The 16,831-nt window shown below is 44.4% G+C and carries 16 protein-coding genes and 1 pseudogene; 13 read left to right on the top strand and 4 right to left on the bottom strand.

Annotation, left to right across the window (positions count from 1 at the left end):
• Window positions 1–97 precede the first annotated feature (97 nt).
• From LPW40_RS11985 to LPW40_RS12010, 6 genes are all read left to right on the top strand, one after another.
• Complete coding sequence (locus tag LPW40_RS11985) at window positions 98–514, top strand: hypothetical protein (protein WP_230822488.1); 417 nt, start codon at window positions 98–100, stop codon at window positions 512–514.
• A gap of 62 nt (window positions 515–576) precedes the next feature.
• A complete protein-coding gene (locus tag LPW40_RS11990; protein WP_230822489.1) occupies window positions 577–714 on the top strand; it encodes a hypothetical protein in 138 nt (45 codons plus the stop codon).
• A gap of 190 nt (window positions 715–904) precedes the next feature.
• Window positions 905–1,912: an LLM class flavin-dependent oxidoreductase gene (locus LPW40_RS11995; RefSeq protein WP_230822490.1), complete on the top strand. Its 1,008-nt coding sequence runs from the start codon at window positions 905–907 to the stop codon at window positions 1,910–1,912.
• Between the two features lie 572 nt (window positions 1,913–2,484).
• Window positions 2,485–2,919, top strand: a complete 435-nt coding sequence (locus LPW40_RS12000) for a pyridoxamine 5'-phosphate oxidase family protein (RefSeq protein ID WP_230822491.1) — start codon at window positions 2,485–2,487, stop codon at window positions 2,917–2,919.
• Between the two features lie 113 nt (window positions 2,920–3,032).
• On the top strand, window positions 3,033–3,779 hold the full coding sequence (locus LPW40_RS12005) for a sulfite exporter TauE/SafE family protein (RefSeq protein WP_230822492.1): 747 nt from the start codon (window positions 3,033–3,035) through the stop codon (window positions 3,777–3,779).
• Between the two features lie 237 nt (window positions 3,780–4,016).
• Window positions 4,017–5,729, top strand: a complete 1,713-nt coding sequence (locus tag LPW40_RS12010; RefSeq protein WP_230822493.1) for a hypothetical protein — start codon at window positions 4,017–4,019, stop codon at window positions 5,727–5,729.
• A 73-nt stretch (window positions 5,730–5,802) separates the two neighbouring features.
• Here the strand turns inward: LPW40_RS12010 and LPW40_RS12015 are convergent, their stop codons facing one another.
• A complete protein-coding gene (locus LPW40_RS12015; protein ID WP_230822494.1) occupies window positions 5,803–6,234 on the bottom strand; it encodes a GNAT family N-acetyltransferase in 432 nt (143 codons plus the stop codon).
• Window positions 6,235–6,402: 168 nt separating this feature from the next.
• Between LPW40_RS12015 and LPW40_RS12020 the strand changes: the two are divergent.
• Both LPW40_RS12020 and LPW40_RS12025 read left to right on the top strand, forming a co-directional pair.
• Window positions 6,403–7,145 (top strand): annotated as a pseudogene (locus LPW40_RS12020) (tyrosine-protein phosphatase).
• 58 nt (window positions 7,146–7,203) lie between these two features.
• Window positions 7,204–8,136, top strand: a complete 933-nt coding sequence (locus LPW40_RS12025; RefSeq protein WP_230822495.1) for an LLM class oxidoreductase — start codon at window positions 7,204–7,206, stop codon at window positions 8,134–8,136.
• A 56-nt stretch (window positions 8,137–8,192) separates the two neighbouring features.
• Here LPW40_RS12025 and LPW40_RS12030 read toward each other — a convergent pair whose 3' ends face one another.
• Window positions 8,193–8,372, bottom strand: coding sequence for a hypothetical protein (locus LPW40_RS12030; RefSeq protein ID WP_230822496.1), 180 nt, complete (start codon window positions 8,370–8,372; stop codon window positions 8,193–8,195).
• Window positions 8,373–8,544: 172 nt separating this feature from the next.
• Here LPW40_RS12030 and LPW40_RS12035 point away from each other — a divergent pair, with 172 nt between their 5' ends.
• From LPW40_RS12035 to LPW40_RS12050, 4 genes are all read left to right on the top strand, one after another.
• Window positions 8,545–12,177, top strand: coding sequence for an LPXTG cell wall anchor domain-containing protein (locus LPW40_RS12035; protein ID WP_230822497.1), 3,633 nt, complete (start codon window positions 8,545–8,547; stop codon window positions 12,175–12,177).
• A 193-nt stretch (window positions 12,178–12,370) separates the two neighbouring features.
• Window positions 12,371–13,357 carry a thiamine pyrophosphate-dependent dehydrogenase E1 component subunit alpha gene (locus LPW40_RS12040; protein ID WP_230822498.1) on the top strand — a complete coding sequence of 329 codons (987 nt, stop codon included), beginning with the start codon at window positions 12,371–12,373 and terminating at the stop codon, window positions 13,355–13,357.
• Between the two features lie 28 nt (window positions 13,358–13,385).
• Window positions 13,386–14,405 (top strand): alpha-ketoacid dehydrogenase subunit beta, encoded by a 1,020-nt coding sequence (locus tag LPW40_RS12045; RefSeq protein ID WP_230822499.1) that lies wholly within the window; start codon window positions 13,386–13,388, stop codon window positions 14,403–14,405.
• A 16-nt stretch (window positions 14,406–14,421) separates the two neighbouring features.
• Window positions 14,422–15,642, top strand: coding sequence for a dihydrolipoamide acetyltransferase family protein (locus LPW40_RS12050; protein ID WP_230822500.1), 1,221 nt, complete (start codon window positions 14,422–14,424; stop codon window positions 15,640–15,642).
• A 141-nt stretch (window positions 15,643–15,783) separates the two neighbouring features.
• Here the strand turns inward: LPW40_RS12050 and LPW40_RS12055 are convergent, their stop codons facing one another.
• The gene (locus tag LPW40_RS12055) at window positions 15,784–15,975 is read right to left on the bottom strand and encodes a hypothetical protein (protein ID WP_230822501.1); all 192 of its coding nucleotides are present in this window, start codon (window positions 15,973–15,975) and stop codon (window positions 15,784–15,786) included.
• A 152-nt stretch (window positions 15,976–16,127) separates the two neighbouring features.
• On the opposite strand from LPW40_RS12055, the gene LPW40_RS12060 reads away from it, so the two are divergent.
• A complete protein-coding gene (locus LPW40_RS12060) occupies window positions 16,128–16,349 on the top strand; it encodes a hypothetical protein (RefSeq protein WP_230822502.1) in 222 nt (73 codons plus the stop codon).
• Window positions 16,350–16,454: 105 nt separating this feature from the next.
• On the opposite strand, the gene LPW40_RS12065 is transcribed toward LPW40_RS12060, so the two are convergent.
• Complete coding sequence (locus LPW40_RS12065; protein WP_230822503.1) at window positions 16,455–16,688, bottom strand: type II toxin-antitoxin system HicB family antitoxin; 234 nt, start codon at window positions 16,686–16,688, stop codon at window positions 16,455–16,457.
• Between the last annotated feature and the right edge of the window lie 143 nt (window positions 16,689–16,831).

Genomic DNA, 16,831 nt, shown 5'->3' on the forward strand with positions numbered 1-16,831 from the left:
ATACTTATTAAATTTAAATCAACACATAATAAACGTACGTTACGTACGCTTTAAGATATAATTAAATCAAGAGAGGAGGGTTTTCGTGCGAAATACCATGAAAGCTACAGATGTCAGAAAGCATTGGAGCCAGTTTAACGATGACGTCGTACATGCGGGACCTCGCTTTGTTCAAAGAAATAGAGATGAATGGGTTGCTCTTAACACCGATCATTTAGAAGTGATTCTGGAACCATTTACTTTCAATGCAGAAACATTTTTAGAGGATGATGGTTCTGTAACTGTTTCCTTGAGAGAATTCGACCTCGTGGAGAATGGTGAAACAGAAGAGACTGCGTTGGACTTATTGACAGATGAATTGCTGGAGTATGCAGAAGATTATATGGATAATTTTAATATGTATTTCAATTCTCCCAACCGACAATCCCACTTCCCATATATCATGAATATTCTATCTCAAGATAATAAAGAAAGTTTAAGATCGCTTATCCGATGCCAACCTGGAAAGAGATAGAAAGATTTTGCTGAAGAGACGGAAGGGAAGAGTATAAGACTAAAACCCATCACAAATATTTCATGAAACAAATGGAAGATGGGGAAGTGAAAAGAACTAGAGTTTCCAGAGGGACAGGAGAAGTCAGAGGGCATTTATGGAAAGAGATTTTGAAGAAACAGTTGAAAGTGACAGAGGAATACTTTAATAGCAAAAAGTAGATCATTTTAATTTTTATATTGAATCGGTGACGGATGGCTATTAAACATCTGTCAGCCGATTTTTTCTTGTCCAGGATGTTACGAGGCTCAATCATTTGAGGCAGTTTCCTGATAATGGTACGGTGTTCTATGGAAAACTTTTATATCAATCGTGATTGAATGTAATTATATATGAAGGAGTACGGATCAAATGACGAAACATGTACCAATCAATCTACTGGAGCTTGTCGGGATATCCGAAGGCCAGACGGTGAGGGAATCTATCGAGTCTGCGATGGAAAATGCGGAACTCGTGGATCAGCTCGGGTTCAAAAGGCTCTGGTTTGCAGAGCACCATAATACGAAGAGCCTCGCATCCGCGGCGACGGCACAGCTGATCGGCATGGCGGCCGACCGTACGGAAAATATCCGTGTTGGCTCCGGCGGCATCATGCTGCCGAACCATTCACCGCTTCAGGTGGCGGAGAACTTCGGCACCATCGCACAGATGCATCCGGACAGGGTAGACCTTGGACTCGGGCGTGCACCGGGGACGGATAGCCGCACATCCCAGCTCATCACGCGTTCGAGCAGTGATGCGCAGAACTTCGCAAACTCGATTTACGATATGATCGGCTGGTTCAGCGATGAGGGCATGGGCAAGAGCGTCCCGGTCACTTCCACTGTCGGCACGGGGACACACATCCCGATCTGGGTGCTCGGCTCAAGCGTGAACGGTGCATCCATCGCCGGCCAGCTCGGCCTGCCTTACTCCATTGCGACGCATTTCACGCCGGACAACTACAAGGAGAAAATCGACATCTACCGCTCGGCGTTCTCAACCGAATCACCGACGGCACAGATTGAGGCACCTTACGTCATGGCCGGCATCAACGTGATCGTTGCGCCGACGGACGAGGAAGCGGAAAAGCTTTGGACGACCTCCCAACAGATGCTCATGGATATGCAGACCGGCAAGCAGCGTCCGCTGCAACCGCCTGTGGATCCGGAAGAACTCGGCACGGAGGCAGAACGCGCCATGATGGACGGCATGTTCAGCCTTAAAGCCGTCGGCTCCCCGGAGACGGTGAAGCAAAAGCTTGAAGACTTCGTTGAAGAGACCGACGTGGATGAACTGATCGTCGTCACATACACGCATGACCCTGAGAAGCGTAAGCAGTCTATGAAGATGCTTGCCGATTTGTGGTTTGAAGATTAATTGAATAAAGTACGCCTTATCTTTATCCGCCTTTGATGTAGGTGGGGAGCTGTATCCGATCTTGAGACTTCGAAATATGTCATGAAATCGGATTTTAATGAGGGAGCCAGCCGTTGAGCTCGGATTCTTAATAAAATTCCGATTTGAAGACCTGTGAATATGCCCTTGAAATCGGATTGATAAGAACCCCTGAAAAATAACAGCTAACAGCCGCCGGGATATCCTCATCAGGATTCTCAGCGGCTTTTATTTTGCAGATTTTTATTGCGGCAAATACTGTAGTGAGGCAAGGGGCGTACGCGATTCGTATTACTTTCTATTTCCAGGAGACTTATACGATTAGGAGATCGAAATTCGTATTACTTCCTGCTTCAAGGGGACTTATACGAATATGAAGACGGAATTCGTATAACTGCTAATCCTCGGCAGACTTGTACGAATCTCGCCCCGATATTCGTATAACTATGGAAATCTGCGGGGACTTATGCGGCCCTGCCGTCTTTATTACACCTGCCACCCCACATGTTTACCATCCTTACTTCAGTGGAATACTACGGTTGAGGTGATTTTGGATGGAACAAGAAAAAGTGATTGAAGAAATTGAAAATATACTGGAAGTATCCAGGGTCGGCGTGATGTCGACGATTTCCGGCGACAAGCCGAACAGCCGTTACATGATTTTCTACAATGACGGCCATACGCTTTACACGAAGACGTCGAAGGATACTTTGAAAGTGGATGAAATCGAGAAGAATCCGAACACGCATGTGCTGCTCGGCTATGAGGAGACGTCGAACGACAGCTTCCTCGAAGTCGACGGCAAAGTCGAAATCGTAGAAGATCAGGAGACACTTGACCATTTGTGGGAGAATCAGGACAAGACGTACTTCGATTCGAAGGACGATCCGGATTTCATCGTATTGAAGATCGAACCGGAATCCATCAAGGTGATGAACGACAAGGAGAACCTGGATACTCCAGCAGAAACTGTGGACTTCACAAAATAAATACCATGGCAGCCCCGGCGATCCGCCGGGGTTTTTCCATTTCAAAATCCTGATGAAATCGGCACATCAAACTGGTATGATTAAGTACAAACATTATAGAAAGAAGTAATCATATGGACTTCATACCTTTACTCGCGGTGCTCTGTGTCGGCATCGGGGTCGGCTTCATTAACATCATCTCCGCCGGCGGATCGATGCTGACGCTGCCGCTGCTCATATTCTTCGGGCTGCCGTCGACGGTCGCAAATGGCACGAACAGGATCGCAATCATGTTCCAGAACCTCTTCGCGATGTACCAGTTCCACAAGAACGGGCACCTGAACTGGAAGCTCGGGCTCGCACTTGCGGTGCCGACGACGATTGCTTCAATATACGGCGCACAGCTTGCCGTGGATATCGCCGACCGCACGTTCGACAACTTGCTTGCGACCTTCATGATCATTTTTGCGGTGCTTTTGATCATCAAGCCTCAGCGGTACCTGAAAGGCATGTTCAATTCGAAAGTCGCACTCGTACTGCTGTTCATCGCCTTCGTCTTCATCGGCATATACGGCGGGGCGCTCCAGGCGGGCGTCGGATTCTTCATCATGCTGACGCTTCTGGCACTCGTCCCGCAGATCCCGATGGCCGAGATGCACGGCCTTAAAGTGCTCGTTGTAACAATCTACATATCAATTTCCACATTCGTCTTTATAGCGAACGGCCTCATCAGCTGGGATTTCGCGATCGCCTTATCCATCGGATCCGCCACCGGCGGCTTCCTCGGCGGGAAGTACGCAAGCGTTATGCCGGACAAGCTGCTGGAGAGGTTCCTGATTATCGCGATCATCTTCTTTGCGGTACTGCTTTTGGTGAGATAAATAAAAATAACAAGAGCCGATGAAGTGAATTGACACTTACGGCTCTTCTTATTGTCATAATAAGACTTAGTTTCTAAAACAGATTGGAAAATTAAAAAAAAAACAGTGACCTCCGATGTGGGTACTAAGACTCAGCACATCGTGAGTAATCACTGTTTGTTATTATCTACATACCTAGTATACTATTATAGACAATAATATTCAACAAATTAATATTGGAAGTGTTTGGGGTGTCCTATGGCTACTAAAGATTTGAAAGATAGTGTGTTGATTGAAAAATTTAATATCGTTTCTAAAGCTGAATGTTTTTTTGTCCAAAGAATTAAAGAGTTATTGTTCTATAAAACTTTTAACTCCTACCAATATAAATTACATAATAGTAAATCATTATTATATGAAATAAGGGAAGTTATTCCACTGGTTTTAAGAGGGGACCTCAATCCTTCGAATTTATCTACTCTAATAAATGAATTAAAAGATAGTATAAAGAACGACCCTGTTTATAATGCACATTTTTCTAAAATTAAACAGGATATTTTCGAGTTTAATAAGAAACATTTTTCTGAAGGTAAGAACGAGAATATTCTCCATTTAAAATATAGAGTAGATTTCGTGATTGATAGATTAGAAGAAGAAGGCTACACAAATTTTATAATTAACGATTTAAAAAAAGCGATTAATGAAAATAATTATGACATTATAAGCAAGTTGACTACTCAATTAGTTTCTGAGTTCTTAAATAATGGAGTACGGACAAGGAGCATTACAGCAAAGTTTCATGAAATATTTGATAAAAACGATTTAAGTTTTGAGAGGAGGTATGATCTTTTTAGTGATTTCTTATTAAAAAAAGAATATAGAATTACCTCGAAAGGCAAGTTATTTATAGAAATATCAAATTATAACAAGAGCCAATGGAATTTCACTGAAAATATATATAATAATAAAGATATTTTACAGTTAGTAGGAGGTAGTAAAAATGCTAACGTTAAGAAGGGAATATATTTAGAACGTGATTTTGAAGTCTTTAAAGATAATATTTATTTAAGTATTTCCGACGAGATGGAGAAGATTGAACGGGAGACATCACTTCACGCTTTCAATAGAGATACAGTCAGACTTAATAAAGAGAATATCATTTTCTTATTAGAAGAGCCTTCTAGTAAAAGATACAAGCTAATTTCAGTGAATAATTTCTACACTTCCAATGGAAATAAAGAACGGAGCTTCCTACATAAAGAATACAGTACTATATTAGAGGAATTGGAAGATTTGGGAAGAAATCATCAAAATGATAGGGATAGGATTTTTAGTTCTTTAAGAAATTATAGTATTGGTTCCCGCCCAAATTCTCAGGAAACAACTTTACTGATGCTATGGAGCAGCTTAGAGTCGTTGCTTAAATTAGGTCATTATAATAATAATATTGAACATATTATTAAAATTGTCCCCAAACTTTTGTCTAATAACTACAAAAACAATTTAGTTAAAAATTTCGTAGAAGAGCTGGAAAGGCTATCGATTAAAACACTGGAATGTGATGGTAATAGTTTAGAAATTGAAGATGATATCGGAGAGATTTTAAAAGATAAAGAAATGAAGAAGTTATTAAAGGTTAAGTTGGAAGATTATTCGTTACTCTATCATCGTGTTGAAGAATTATCTAAAGTAGTTAACGACATATCTTACAGTATTAGCCTTGTTAAAAAGCACAGAGAACGAATAGAATGGCATATATATAGAATATATCGTCTGAGGAATAACTTGATTCATTCAGCTAAAACAAACCAACAAATTGATCATTTAAACGGGCACTTAGATTTTTATGTAAGAGAAACTTTATCTTACATCATCAATGAAATAGATACAGTTAAAAGAATTGGATTAGGCGGCACTTTCGAAAATATAGAAAATAAATTTGATTACGAAATAATGCAGAACAAAAAGTGATTCTATATATAATAAAAATAACAAGAGCCGTAAGTGTCAACAATTCACTTCATCGGTTCTTGTTATTTTCATTTTACGGAGTGAGTTCCATGTCGATGTGATTGTGTCCTGCGATGTCGTATTCTTCGGAGATGGGTTCATAGTCGAATGACTTATAGAAATCGAGCAGGTAGGACATGGCTGTTATGCGCACAATTTTGCCCGGGTGCCTTTCCTTGGCGAGTTCCGTGCCGTAGCGGAAGATCTCCCTGCCGAAGCCCTGGCCCCTGTATGCCGGATTGACGATTACACGGCTGATGTATGTATGGTCATCCTCGTCTTCCATCCTGCAGTATGCTTTGATGGTGCTGTCCTCTTTCTTGAAGACGTGCAGTGCATCCTGGTCCCTGCCGTCTATGTCCCGGAAGAAACTTTCCTGTTCCAGAATAAAAGTATCCTGCCTCAAGCTCAGGATTTCCTCCAGTTCATCAAGTTCCAATTCATCGTACTTTTTCACATGCCACATATAAAGACCTCCATTTTTGAAATACACAATTCCCATTTTAACATAGTTATCTCTAAATTTTGAATTATTATACAGAATATATACTATATTGAAGGGGTGCCGTAGGAAATATTTCACCTTTCATGGTAGCATGGAGGAGAGTCAAAAAATAAATTGGAGCTGAATTTAATGATCGATATTCATAACCATCTGTTGATCAACACTGATGACGGCCCCACTTCAAAGACGGAAGCGCGCGACCTGCTCAAACAGGCGGAAGGGCAGGGGATCACGGATGTCATGATACCCCGCACCACCATGCAGGCTTCCATTACACCCCGAAGGGCAAAGTATTTTCTAAAATCGAAACACTTCACGAAATCATTGAAGAGGAAGACATCAACATCAACGTCCATCACGGACAGGAGATCCGCATCAATGAACATATCATGGAAGAACTGCGCGACGGGCTCAGCACGACTTTGAACGATACGGACTATATACTGATTGAGCTGCCGTTCGATGCGCTGCCGCCGTACTATGAAACGGTGCTGGATGAGCTGATGGATAACGGCTACAGGCCGATCATCGCCCATCCGGAGCGCTGCAGGCCGATCGCAGAGGACCCGGCGATACTGCACCCGCTTGTCCAAAAGGGCATCGTCACACAGGTAACCGCAGGTTCCATCACCGGCGATTTCGGCCCGGAACTCCAAAGGACAGGCCTTAAAATGATCGAGGAAAACCTGATCCACGTGGTGGCGAGTGATGCCCATCACGCAGAGAGCCGCCCGTTCCGAATGCCCGCAGCACTCGATATCATAAGGAGCGAATTCGGCGAAGTGCAGGCCGAGGCAATGCAGGAGAACGCCCGGAAGATATTCAATGATGAGAAAATCACATCCATGGTCGCAGCAAAGGAAGGACATTAAACGTACATCCGGTGGGGATCATCATCCACCGGTTTTTATTTCCCCAAGGAGGTCTTGCATGCATAAATTCAAAAAACATCATGGGTTCAATAAAGTGCTTAAACGTGGGAAGATGACGCTCGGCCTTTCTTTTCCGCTCGAAGATTACAGGAAGAGTGTGCCAAAGATGGATCTCGCAACCCAGGTCGAGCGGGCAAAGCTCGCCGAGGAGATGGGATTCGCAGCACTCTGGGCGCGCGACATCCCGCTGAATGATACGGTCAATTTCGGCGATGCCGGGCAGATGTACGACCCGTGGATTTTTCAGAGTTATATTGCGGCACATACGGAGGAGATTGCGCTCGGCATGGGGAGCATCATCACGACGTTCCGGCATCCGATCGATATTGCGAAGTCTGCGGCATCACTCGACAGGATTTCAGGCGAGCGGCTTTTGCTCGGGCTCGCCACGGGTGACCGGCCGATCGAGTTCGATGCATACAGGGTGGATAAATCGAGGCGTGCGGAGATCTTTAGGGAGACGTTCCATGTCATCAAACGGCTGTGGCATGATGATGAGCCGAGGATTTCTACGGAACACGTGAATATATGGACCGGGGACATGCTGCCGAAGCCGGCACTCTATGACATACCGGTGTTCGTCACGGGGAGCAGCAGCCAGACGCATGAATGGATTGCGGAGAACGGCGACGGCTGGATGACCTATCCGAGGGCCCGTGATATGCAGGAAATATTCATCGGCAGGTGGCGGCAGGGGAGTGAGGTCCATAAGCCGTTCATCCAGTCGCTGTCCTTGGACCTCCATGAAGATCCGGATTACAAGCCCCAGCAGATCCACCTCGGTTTCAGGACCGGCATCAATTATTTGAAAAGTTATCTTCAGGAACTGGAAGAGATGGGTGTCGACCACGTCATGCTCGGCCTTAAATTTTCGAAGCGCCCAGTGGATGAAGTCATACAGGAAATCGGTGAGGAAATCATCAAAAATTAAAAAGGATGTTGCATATTAAAGTCAATATGCAGCATCTTTTTTTATTGTTGAATTATTCAACTTCTTTTCCAATTGTTCAATATCAGCATAATTAGTATGACGACCACACCTAAAGAAATTGAGACCAGAGAACCTGCCGTCTGGAATACAGGAACGTAGAAGTACATGATGAAGAGACCCACAGCTGCAATCAGCAACAGTATAAGGCTCAGGTTCAATATGCCTCTAGTACTCACCGGAAAACCTCCTTTAAAAAGTGCCCTTATTAACCATATATACATTATAGAACAGATTAAACATGTGCATCTCCATTAAATATTACAATCAGATTAAATTTAGTAAATTCCAACAATTTTCTATTCAAAACTACTACAATGAAACTGGATAAATTTTTAATGGAGGTCAACTATGAAATACAAAAATCGTTTAATCGTTCCGACACTCGTTTCGACGGGACTCCTTGCATCGACGATTGTGGTGAATGCAGAAGAAATCGAGCAGGATGAACAATATTCAACCCAGAACACGGAAGAATACTCAGCGGATGAAACACCGGATACAGAACTGGATTTCATCGATGAAGAAGACGAAACAGAACCTCCGGAAGATGAGAAAGACGGCGAAGACGAAGCAACTGATGAAGAAGAATCTGAAGAAGACATAGAAGACGAAGTTGAAAATGCAGAAGAAGACCCGGAAACTGAAGGTGATGTTGAAGAAGAGGCCGCAGACGATGAAGAAGCGGACGAAGCACCTGAAGTTCAGGAAGAAGAAGCTGTCGAAGAAGATCCTGAAGCTGAAGAGGAAGCTGGGGAGAATGAGGAAGCAGCTTCTGAAGAAACCGCAGAAGATCAGGAAGCTGTTGAGGAAGAAGCACAAGAGGAAACTGAAGAAGAGACAGAAGATGAAGATTCTGCAGTTGAAGTAGAAGAATCAGAAGCTCCTGAGGAAGAGGTTGAAGAATCAGAAGACAATGAAGCAGTCACTGAAGAAATCGAAACAGCTGAAACTCAAGAGGAAACCGCAGAAGAGACTTCTGTATCTGAAGAGGAAGCAGAACAGGAAGATGAAGAAGATGACATTGACGAAGAAGTCCTCGATGAGGAACCTGCTGAAGATGAATCAGTAGAAGAGACTGAAGTTGAAGAACCGGCAGATGTACAAGCTGAAGAAGCAGTTGAAGATATAGCTGCTGAAGCAGATGAGGAAGAGCAGGAAATTTCTGAACCGGCAGAAGAAGCTGAAGAGTTGAATGAAGTCGAGGAAGAAGTCGTTTCTGAAGATACCGCTTCTGAAGAAGATGTTGTGGCAGAAAATGAATCTGCAGCTGAAGAGACAGAACCTGAGGAGTCTACATACGCATATGATTCCGACTCCGTGCAACAGGAACTTGAGGGCCTTTCCGATGAGGAACGTTCAGCATTTTTAGAAGAGAATGCAGATGACATCAAGGTCGACGAAGAGACGATGAATGAGCTGACTGCCGCGATTGCTGAAGATTATGGCATTGAAGCTGAAACATCGGAAGTTTTTTCAGCAAGCACGATGAGCACGATGTCACTCTCCCACGCGATTGATGACATCAATGCATATATCGCTGCGAATAACTTTGAGGTTGCTCCGATACAATACAACATCTTAGAACATCTGCCGCAATATGCTTACCATTCCAATTACGGTTGGGAGCCTGAAAATGGCAGGGTAGGTAAACCGGAAGGTGTCGTGCTCCACGATGTAGGTAACGACAATTCGACGATTCACGGTGAAATCAGTTATATGTCACGTAACTGGGAGAATGCATTTGTCCATGCTTTTGTGGATGCAGATAATATCATCCAGATAGCTGATACAGATTATCTGGTGTACGGCGGCGGCCCTGTCTCCAACCAAATTCATATGCATGTGGAGCTGGTACGTCATGATAACGCCCATGACTTTGCACGCTCCATCAACAACTATGCAGATTACATCGCAAATCTGCTGTATAAATACAAGCTCCCTGTAATCAGTGCAGAAGAAACGGGAGAAGGCACGCTGTGGTCCCACGTTGCTGTGTCGGAACATCTAGGTGGAACAAATTCCCCGGATCCGTATGAATACTTTGCCCGATTCGGCTACGAGTATGATGATGTCATCGACCTGATCGGCCAGCGTTATGACGATATGTATTATCACCGCACTACACCAAGCATCGTCATGCCGATTGAAGAAGGCACAACTGATGTACTGGCACAAGTTGATGAAAACAACAGAGGTCTGTATGCAAGCGTCACTGATGTAAGAACATCGGATGCGAGCAACCTGGTTGGTCAGACGTTCCACGTCAACAGACTCGCGACATACAACTATGATGACTACTACCTGCTTCAGACGGAGGACGGCATCGCTCTCGGTTGGATGCATGAAGGCGACCTGGTGATTTCGGACTTTATACCGGAGCCGGACGAACCTGAAGAACCGGAACTTCCTGAAGAGCCTACAGAGCCTGAAGAGCCGACTGAGCCAGAAGAAGATGACACAGACGACGGTTCTGATGACGAATCTGAAGATACTCAAGACGATCCGGATGAACAGGAAGATGAGGACTCTGATCAAGATTCCGACGAAGATGATGTAGATGAACCTGTAGAAGATGGTTCAGATGACGAAGAACCTGGGGAAGATACAGAAGATGAGTCCGACGAACAAGAAGACGAGGACTCCGATCAAGATTCCGAGGATCCCGATCAAGAGCCTGAAGAACCGATAGATCCGGAAGAGCCAACTGAACCGGAAGAAGATGATACAGATGAAGGTTCTGATGAAGAAGCCGGGGACACTGAAGGTGATGACGAGACACCAGTAGAAGATGACTCTGACGAGCCGGAAGACGAGCCGACAGAATCTGATGAAGATGCACGTGAAGAAGATATTGAAGATGACTCAGATGAACAAGAAGAAGAGGACTCTGACCAAGATTCCGACGAAGTTGACGAAGATGAACCAGTAGAAGATGATTCTGAACAGCCTGAAGAAGAACCAACAGAACCTCAGCAGCCAGAAACTCCGGAAGAACCAACTGAACCTGAAGAGCCGGAACTGCCTGAAGAGGATCTAGAAGATGGCTCTGAGGATTCCGTAGAAAATCCTGAGGAAACAGACACTGAATCAGAAGAACAAGCAACAGATGAAACCTCCGATGCAGACACACCGGACGTCGGAACTGACGAAGGTGACGTGACGCCGGAAGAGGATATCACTGAAGTTGAAGAAGTTTATTCGACCCTTGAAGATCCGGCAACGGGTGTGAGGATCGTCAGCGCAACGGATGAGCTTGAAGGCAAATCCGCAGTTGTGGCTGTGCTCAATCCGTCCGATGCGATTGATGCGGATCATGATCTGTACGACATCCAGATCCTCGATGAGGACGGTTCGCTCTACAGCCTTGAAAATCCGGTCACGGTCTACCTGCCGGCGAACGGTTTCGTTTCCAACGTCTACTACCTGGGCGATATCGGTGAGACGCTTGAAGCGGTCGAGTTCACGGTCGAGGGCGGCTACGCGGTATTTGAAGTCGCGGATTTCAGCCAGTATGCGGTCGTCTACGGTGTTGAAGGCGAAGATAACACGACTGTGGCACCTGTTTCCGGAGATGCGGATGCAGGCGAGGGAAGCGTTTCTGAAAATGAAACTGATGCCTCCGGTAATGTTGCTGAAACTGAAGCGGTCACTTCTGAAACAGCGGCTTCAGGGAATAAAGTCATTGTAACCGGGGAAGAATCCGCGGATGATGCAAAAGAGCATTCAGTTGTAAAAACCGAGACAGAAACAGCAGAGGAATATCCGTCTGTAGACACGGAAGAAGAGACGGTTGCAGCAGATAAGGCAGACGAGCAAGCTGAAGCGACAGAGCAGGCTGATCCTGAAAAGCAGAAGGAATCAGAATCTGAAATGCTGCCGAACACAGGAGTGGCGGAACAGAGCACCACGATTTTCGCTACAATCCTTGCAGCACTCGGTCTTGGCTTCCTTGTGAAGAGAAGAAAACCGACAGAGAAATAAATGATTTAGATTGAACCCTGGAACTTAAAATCCAGGGTTCTTTTTATTTTAAATGTGGGTATCCGATAATATCTTATATTCGAGACATTCCTCTTGTCTGAATATTCTTTCATTGATAAAGTATAATTGTAAGCGCTTTTATAAACTGGCTTTAAATGCTTTAAGCGACTGAATATTACAAGGGGGAGTAATGATGTCAATTTCCAACGAAGAGCTGCGCTGGATGTATGAGCACATGTACAAAATTCGCTATTACGAGGACAAGCTGGAAGAGGTTTATATGGAAGGGAAGCAACCTGTGTTTAACATCGGGGCGGGGACGGTGCCCGGTGAAATGCATTTATCCACCGGACAGGAACCGGCTGCGGTGGGTATCAGTGTGCATTTGAGACAGGACGATATTGTCACTTCACCGCATCGTCCGCATCATCATGCCATCGCAAAGGGTGTGGATCTGAAGCGTATGACTGCAGAAATCTTTGGTAAGAAGACCGGCCTCAGCAAGGGGAAGGGCGGGCATATGCATTTATTTGACCCGGATGTTCATTTTTCATGCAGTGGAATCGTCGGTGCTGGTATGCCGCATGCAGTCGGTGCAGCACTTGCCGCGAAGAAAAGAGGGAAGGACTCCGTTGCAGTGGCTTACATTGGTGAGGGCGCTGCGAACCAGGGCTCCTTCCATGAATCCTTAAACCTGGCGGCACTTTGGGACCTGCCTGTCATAGTTGTGGTTGAGAACAATAAGTACGGCATTTCCGTACCAAGGGACAACTCCACCGCCGTGCCATCAAACGACTTGAGGGCAGGTGCATACGGCATTGAAGGTCATTATGTGGAAGGGAACAACCTGATGGAAATGTACCGCGTTTCCAAACAGGCTGTGGAACGCGGACGTAAAGGGGAAGGACCTTCCATCATCGAAATCGAGACATACCGTTACCTCGGCCATTTCCAGGGGGATGCTGAACAATACCGGCCGGAAGATGAAGTGAAGGAGCTCAGAGCCAAAGACCAAGTCAACATTTATCGTGATATGATCATCAAAGAATATGATGTCAGCGAAAATGAGCTTGAAGAAATAGAGGGAAAAGTACGCGAGGAAGTGGATGCAGCTTATCAATTTGCAAGAGACAGCGAATATCCTGATGAGTCAGAAGCTTTGGAAGATGTATTCGTTTAAAAATCATTAAAAAGGGGCGGCATTAATTATGCAGGAAGTTAAAAAACGTTTATTGACAGGTAACAAAGCGATGGCGGAAGGCATTCGTCAGGAAATGGAAAATAATGAGGAAGTATTTGTGCTCGGGGAGGATATCGGTGCATACGGAGGTATATTCGGCTCAACGGAAGGGTTGCTTGAAGAATTCGGTCCAGAACGCATCATGGATACACCGATTTCAGAAACAGCTTTGATTGGTGCGGCAGTGGGCGCAGCAACTGAAGGTATGCGGCCGATTGCGGAGCTGATGTTCGTCGATTTCTTCGGCGTTGCGATGGATCAGATTTATAACCAGATGGCGAAGATTCCATATATGTCAGGAGGAAATGTGAAGGTGCCGATGGTGCTGATGACTGCTGTGGGTGGCGGCTATAATGATGCGGCACAGCATTCCCAGACGCTTTATGCGACATTCGGCCACATGCCCGGGATGAAGGTGGTCGCACCGACGACGCCTTATGATCTGAAAGGCATGATGATTTCTGCCATACGGGATGATAATCCGGTGGTCTTCATGTTCCATAAAACGCTGCAGGGCCTCGGCTGGATGGAGCAGTTGGATACTTCGCAAGGCCATGTTCCTGAAGAAGCATATACAGTGCCCTTGGGGAAAGCAAATATCGTAAAAGAAGGCAGCGATATGACAATCGTCGGTATGCAGATGACCACCCACTACGGCATGCAGGCCGTCAAAGAGCTGGAAGAACAGGGTGTGGATGCAGAACTGATTGACCTCCGCTCGATTGTCCCGCTGGATAAGGAAACGATTTTAAATTCTCTCAAAAAGACCGGCCGTATAATGATCGTTGATGAGGACTACAAATCGTTCGGTGTATCTGCAGAAATTGCAGCAATCGTTGCAGAAGAAGGTTTATTCGATTTGGAAGCACCGGTCAAAAGACTCGCTTTGCCGGATGTGCCGATTCCTTACAGCAGACCGATGGAGCAGTTCATCATACCGACGGCGGATAAAATTGTTAAGGCAGCGCTTGAGCTGAGGGATCAATAACAAGGAGGACATCATCGTGACTTTAGAAATTACATTACCCCGCCAATCTGAGAAACTGGATGAAAGCCTGATCACTTTCTGGCATGTTTCAGAAGGAGATGCGGTGGAAAAGGGCGAAACAATCGTTGAAGTTCAAACTGAAAAAGCCGTGACGGAAGTGCATGCACCGGAATCTGGAACGATTAATAAAATTAATAAAAATCGCGGGGATACGGTCAAGGTCGGAGAAGTTCTCGCAGTTCTGGATGAAGGCGGACAACAGTCCGAGTCGAATGAAGCGGACAGCGGCGGCGAAGAAAAGGAAGCAAGCAAACAGCAGAGCAAGCCTGTGACTGAAAATAGAGCAACACCCAGGGTCAAGAAGATTGCCAGGGAACTTGATGTGGACTGGAAAGAAGTAACACCCTCCAGAGATGATGGAAAAGTGACGGAAGAGGATATAAGAAGGTTTGCTGAAGAAAGCGGGTCTTCGGAAACTGCTCATGATACGAAAGAGGAAGAGGAAACAAAACATCAAGTTTCAACTGAAGCAGAAGATGGAATCCGGCGCATACCATTGACCGGTATCAGGAAAATGGTTGCGAATACGATGACACATTCCAAGAGTTCCATTCCACATGTAACCCATTTTGATGAAGCAAATGTGAGCAAACTGGTCGAGCTCAGGGAGATTCTGAAAAAAGATTTTGATTCAGAAGGCGTAAAGCTGACATATATGTCATTCGTCATTAAAGCATTCACGAATGTACTCAGGGAATATCCATATTTAAATGCATCTTTCGATGAGAAAAACGAAGAAATCATATTGAAAAATCAATATCATATAGGTTTTGCAGCAGATACTGATGAGGGTTTGCTTGTACCGGTGATTAAAGACACTGACCAGCAGTCATTATTTAAAGTGGCAAAGAAAGTTCAGGAGCTTGCGAAAAAAGCAAGAAACGGTAGTATCACTCTCGAAGATATGACTGATGGTACTGCAACGATTTCAAATGTGGGATCGGCGCAGGGGTCCTTCTTCACCCCAATCATCAACCCACCGCAATCCTCGATACTCGGAATAGGAAGAATCGAGAAAAAAGTCATCGCAACAGATGATGACGAGATTGAAATCCAGCCGAGGATGGCTTTGTCACTCAGCTATGACCACAGGGTGATAGACGGCGTCATGGCACAAGAAGCGATGAATGAGTTGAAGCGGCTGCTTGAGGAACCCGGGAAACTGTTGGCGTATTGATAGATATAGGAGCTAAATTCTATAACAAGACTGAATAACCCTCTAAAACACAAATTTTAGAGGGTTATTTAATTAGTAATAATTGATTACGATTTCAAGTGATTCTAAATATTTATTTTGTCCGAATCCTTGTTGACTTGTTTAGGGGAGGAGTTCATTTTCCTCGTTGTCCAATCTATCTAAGATTTCCTGTTTACCTTCGGTCTTTCTTGGAACATCAAACTTTCTTTTGCCGATATAAAAATCAGGGTCGACTTTACGGGCGGCTTTGAGAGCTATGTGGCGTCTTTTTTGATTTTCTTTTTTCAATTCTTTATATTTATAGACCTTCATTTTAATCACCTCTCTGTTAAGTTATACCCTTTATCAGTATGCATTTAATGAGACACCATATTTTCAAGTTGTCATGCTAGAGCTTTAAGTCATTTAATAATTATTGTAAAATTACTTTATAGAACTTTAAATGCTAAAAGGGGATGAACTTCATGGCAGGAGAAATACCAGAATCAATGTTCGAGGATTTTTCTGAAGAGATACTCTCAGATCTCATCGGTGAAGGTTATCATGGTGAGGAGTTGAAGAGGAAATTTGCAGAGAGAAAAGCAATGATGGCAGTGGCTGTTGACAACCTTATTGAAGAAGCACGGGCCTCAAAGTCATATGAGTCGTTTGGAGACATGTTGGAAGACGCAAATGATAAAGGATAGAAGTAAGGCTGAGTTTCCATATAAGTCCAAATTGAAGCTCGATAAAAGAGAAAATCTCTGCAGTCTTCCACCTGCAGAGATTTAAATTATTTTATAGTTTGTTTTTTAATGATTTTTAGGCAAAGGTATCTCCTCTCCATTTTCCAACATAGTTTGCAACCAGATTTCTTTTCCGATCTCCAAGTCCTCAACAGCTTCTATTTTATCCCCGCCTACGCCTTCCAGACCTTTCAATTCTTCATACATCGCAACATAATATTTCGTGCCGTCAAAATCTATCCTTGGGCTGACGCTCAGTTTATAGTTGAGGTTCATGTAATCATCGACTGTTTTCATCATTTATCACTTCCCCGATATCCAGAAATCTTTTATAGTCTCTTTACATTACACCTTTTCTTTTAAATTATCTTAATTTTTTTGTAACTCTCTTTCTATATATATCCCACTTCATGGTAAAATGTAAACCAAAGAGATGCCTCATG

Origin of the sequence: Salinicoccus halitifaciens (assembly GCF_021026095.1) — a bacterium.
Taxonomy (GTDB): domain Bacteria; phylum Bacillota; class Bacilli; order Staphylococcales; family Salinicoccaceae; genus Lacicoccus; species Lacicoccus halitifaciens.

Coding starts and splice junctions, on each gene's coding strand:
- LPW40_RS11985 (WP_230822488.1), top strand. CDS start 98: ATGAAAGCTACAGATGTCAGAAAGCATTGGAGCCAGTTTAACGATGAC.
- LPW40_RS11990 (WP_230822489.1), top strand. CDS start 577: ATGAAACAAATGGAAGATGGGGAAGTGAAAAGAACTAGAGTTTCCAGA.
- LPW40_RS11995 (WP_230822490.1), top strand. CDS start 905: ATGACGAAACATGTACCAATCAATCTACTGGAGCTTGTCGGGATATCC.
- LPW40_RS12000 (WP_230822491.1), top strand. CDS start 2,485: ATGGAACAAGAAAAAGTGATTGAAGAAATTGAAAATATACTGGAAGTA.
- LPW40_RS12005 (WP_230822492.1), top strand. CDS start 3,033: ATGGACTTCATACCTTTACTCGCGGTGCTCTGTGTCGGCATCGGGGTC.
- LPW40_RS12010 (WP_230822493.1), top strand. CDS start 4,017: ATGGCTACTAAAGATTTGAAAGATAGTGTGTTGATTGAAAAATTTAAT.
- LPW40_RS12015 (WP_230822494.1), bottom strand. CDS start 6,234: ATGTGGCATGTGAAAAAGTACGATGAATTGGAACTTGATGAACTGGAG.
- LPW40_RS12025 (WP_230822495.1), top strand. CDS start 7,204: ATGCATAAATTCAAAAAACATCATGGGTTCAATAAAGTGCTTAAACGT.
- LPW40_RS12035 (WP_230822497.1), top strand. CDS start 8,545: ATGAAATACAAAAATCGTTTAATCGTTCCGACACTCGTTTCGACGGGA.
- LPW40_RS12040 (WP_230822498.1), top strand. CDS start 12,371: ATGTCAATTTCCAACGAAGAGCTGCGCTGGATGTATGAGCACATGTAC.
- LPW40_RS12045 (WP_230822499.1), top strand. CDS start 13,386: ATGCAGGAAGTTAAAAAACGTTTATTGACAGGTAACAAAGCGATGGCG.
- LPW40_RS12055 (WP_230822501.1), bottom strand. CDS start 15,975: ATGAAGGTCTATAAATATAAAGAATTGAAAAAAGAAAATCAAAAAAGA.
- LPW40_RS12060 (WP_230822502.1), top strand. CDS start 16,128: ATGGCAGGAGAAATACCAGAATCAATGTTCGAGGATTTTTCTGAAGAG.
- LPW40_RS12065 (WP_230822503.1), bottom strand. CDS start 16,688: ATGATGAAAACAGTCGATGATTACATGAACCTCAACTATAAACTGAGC.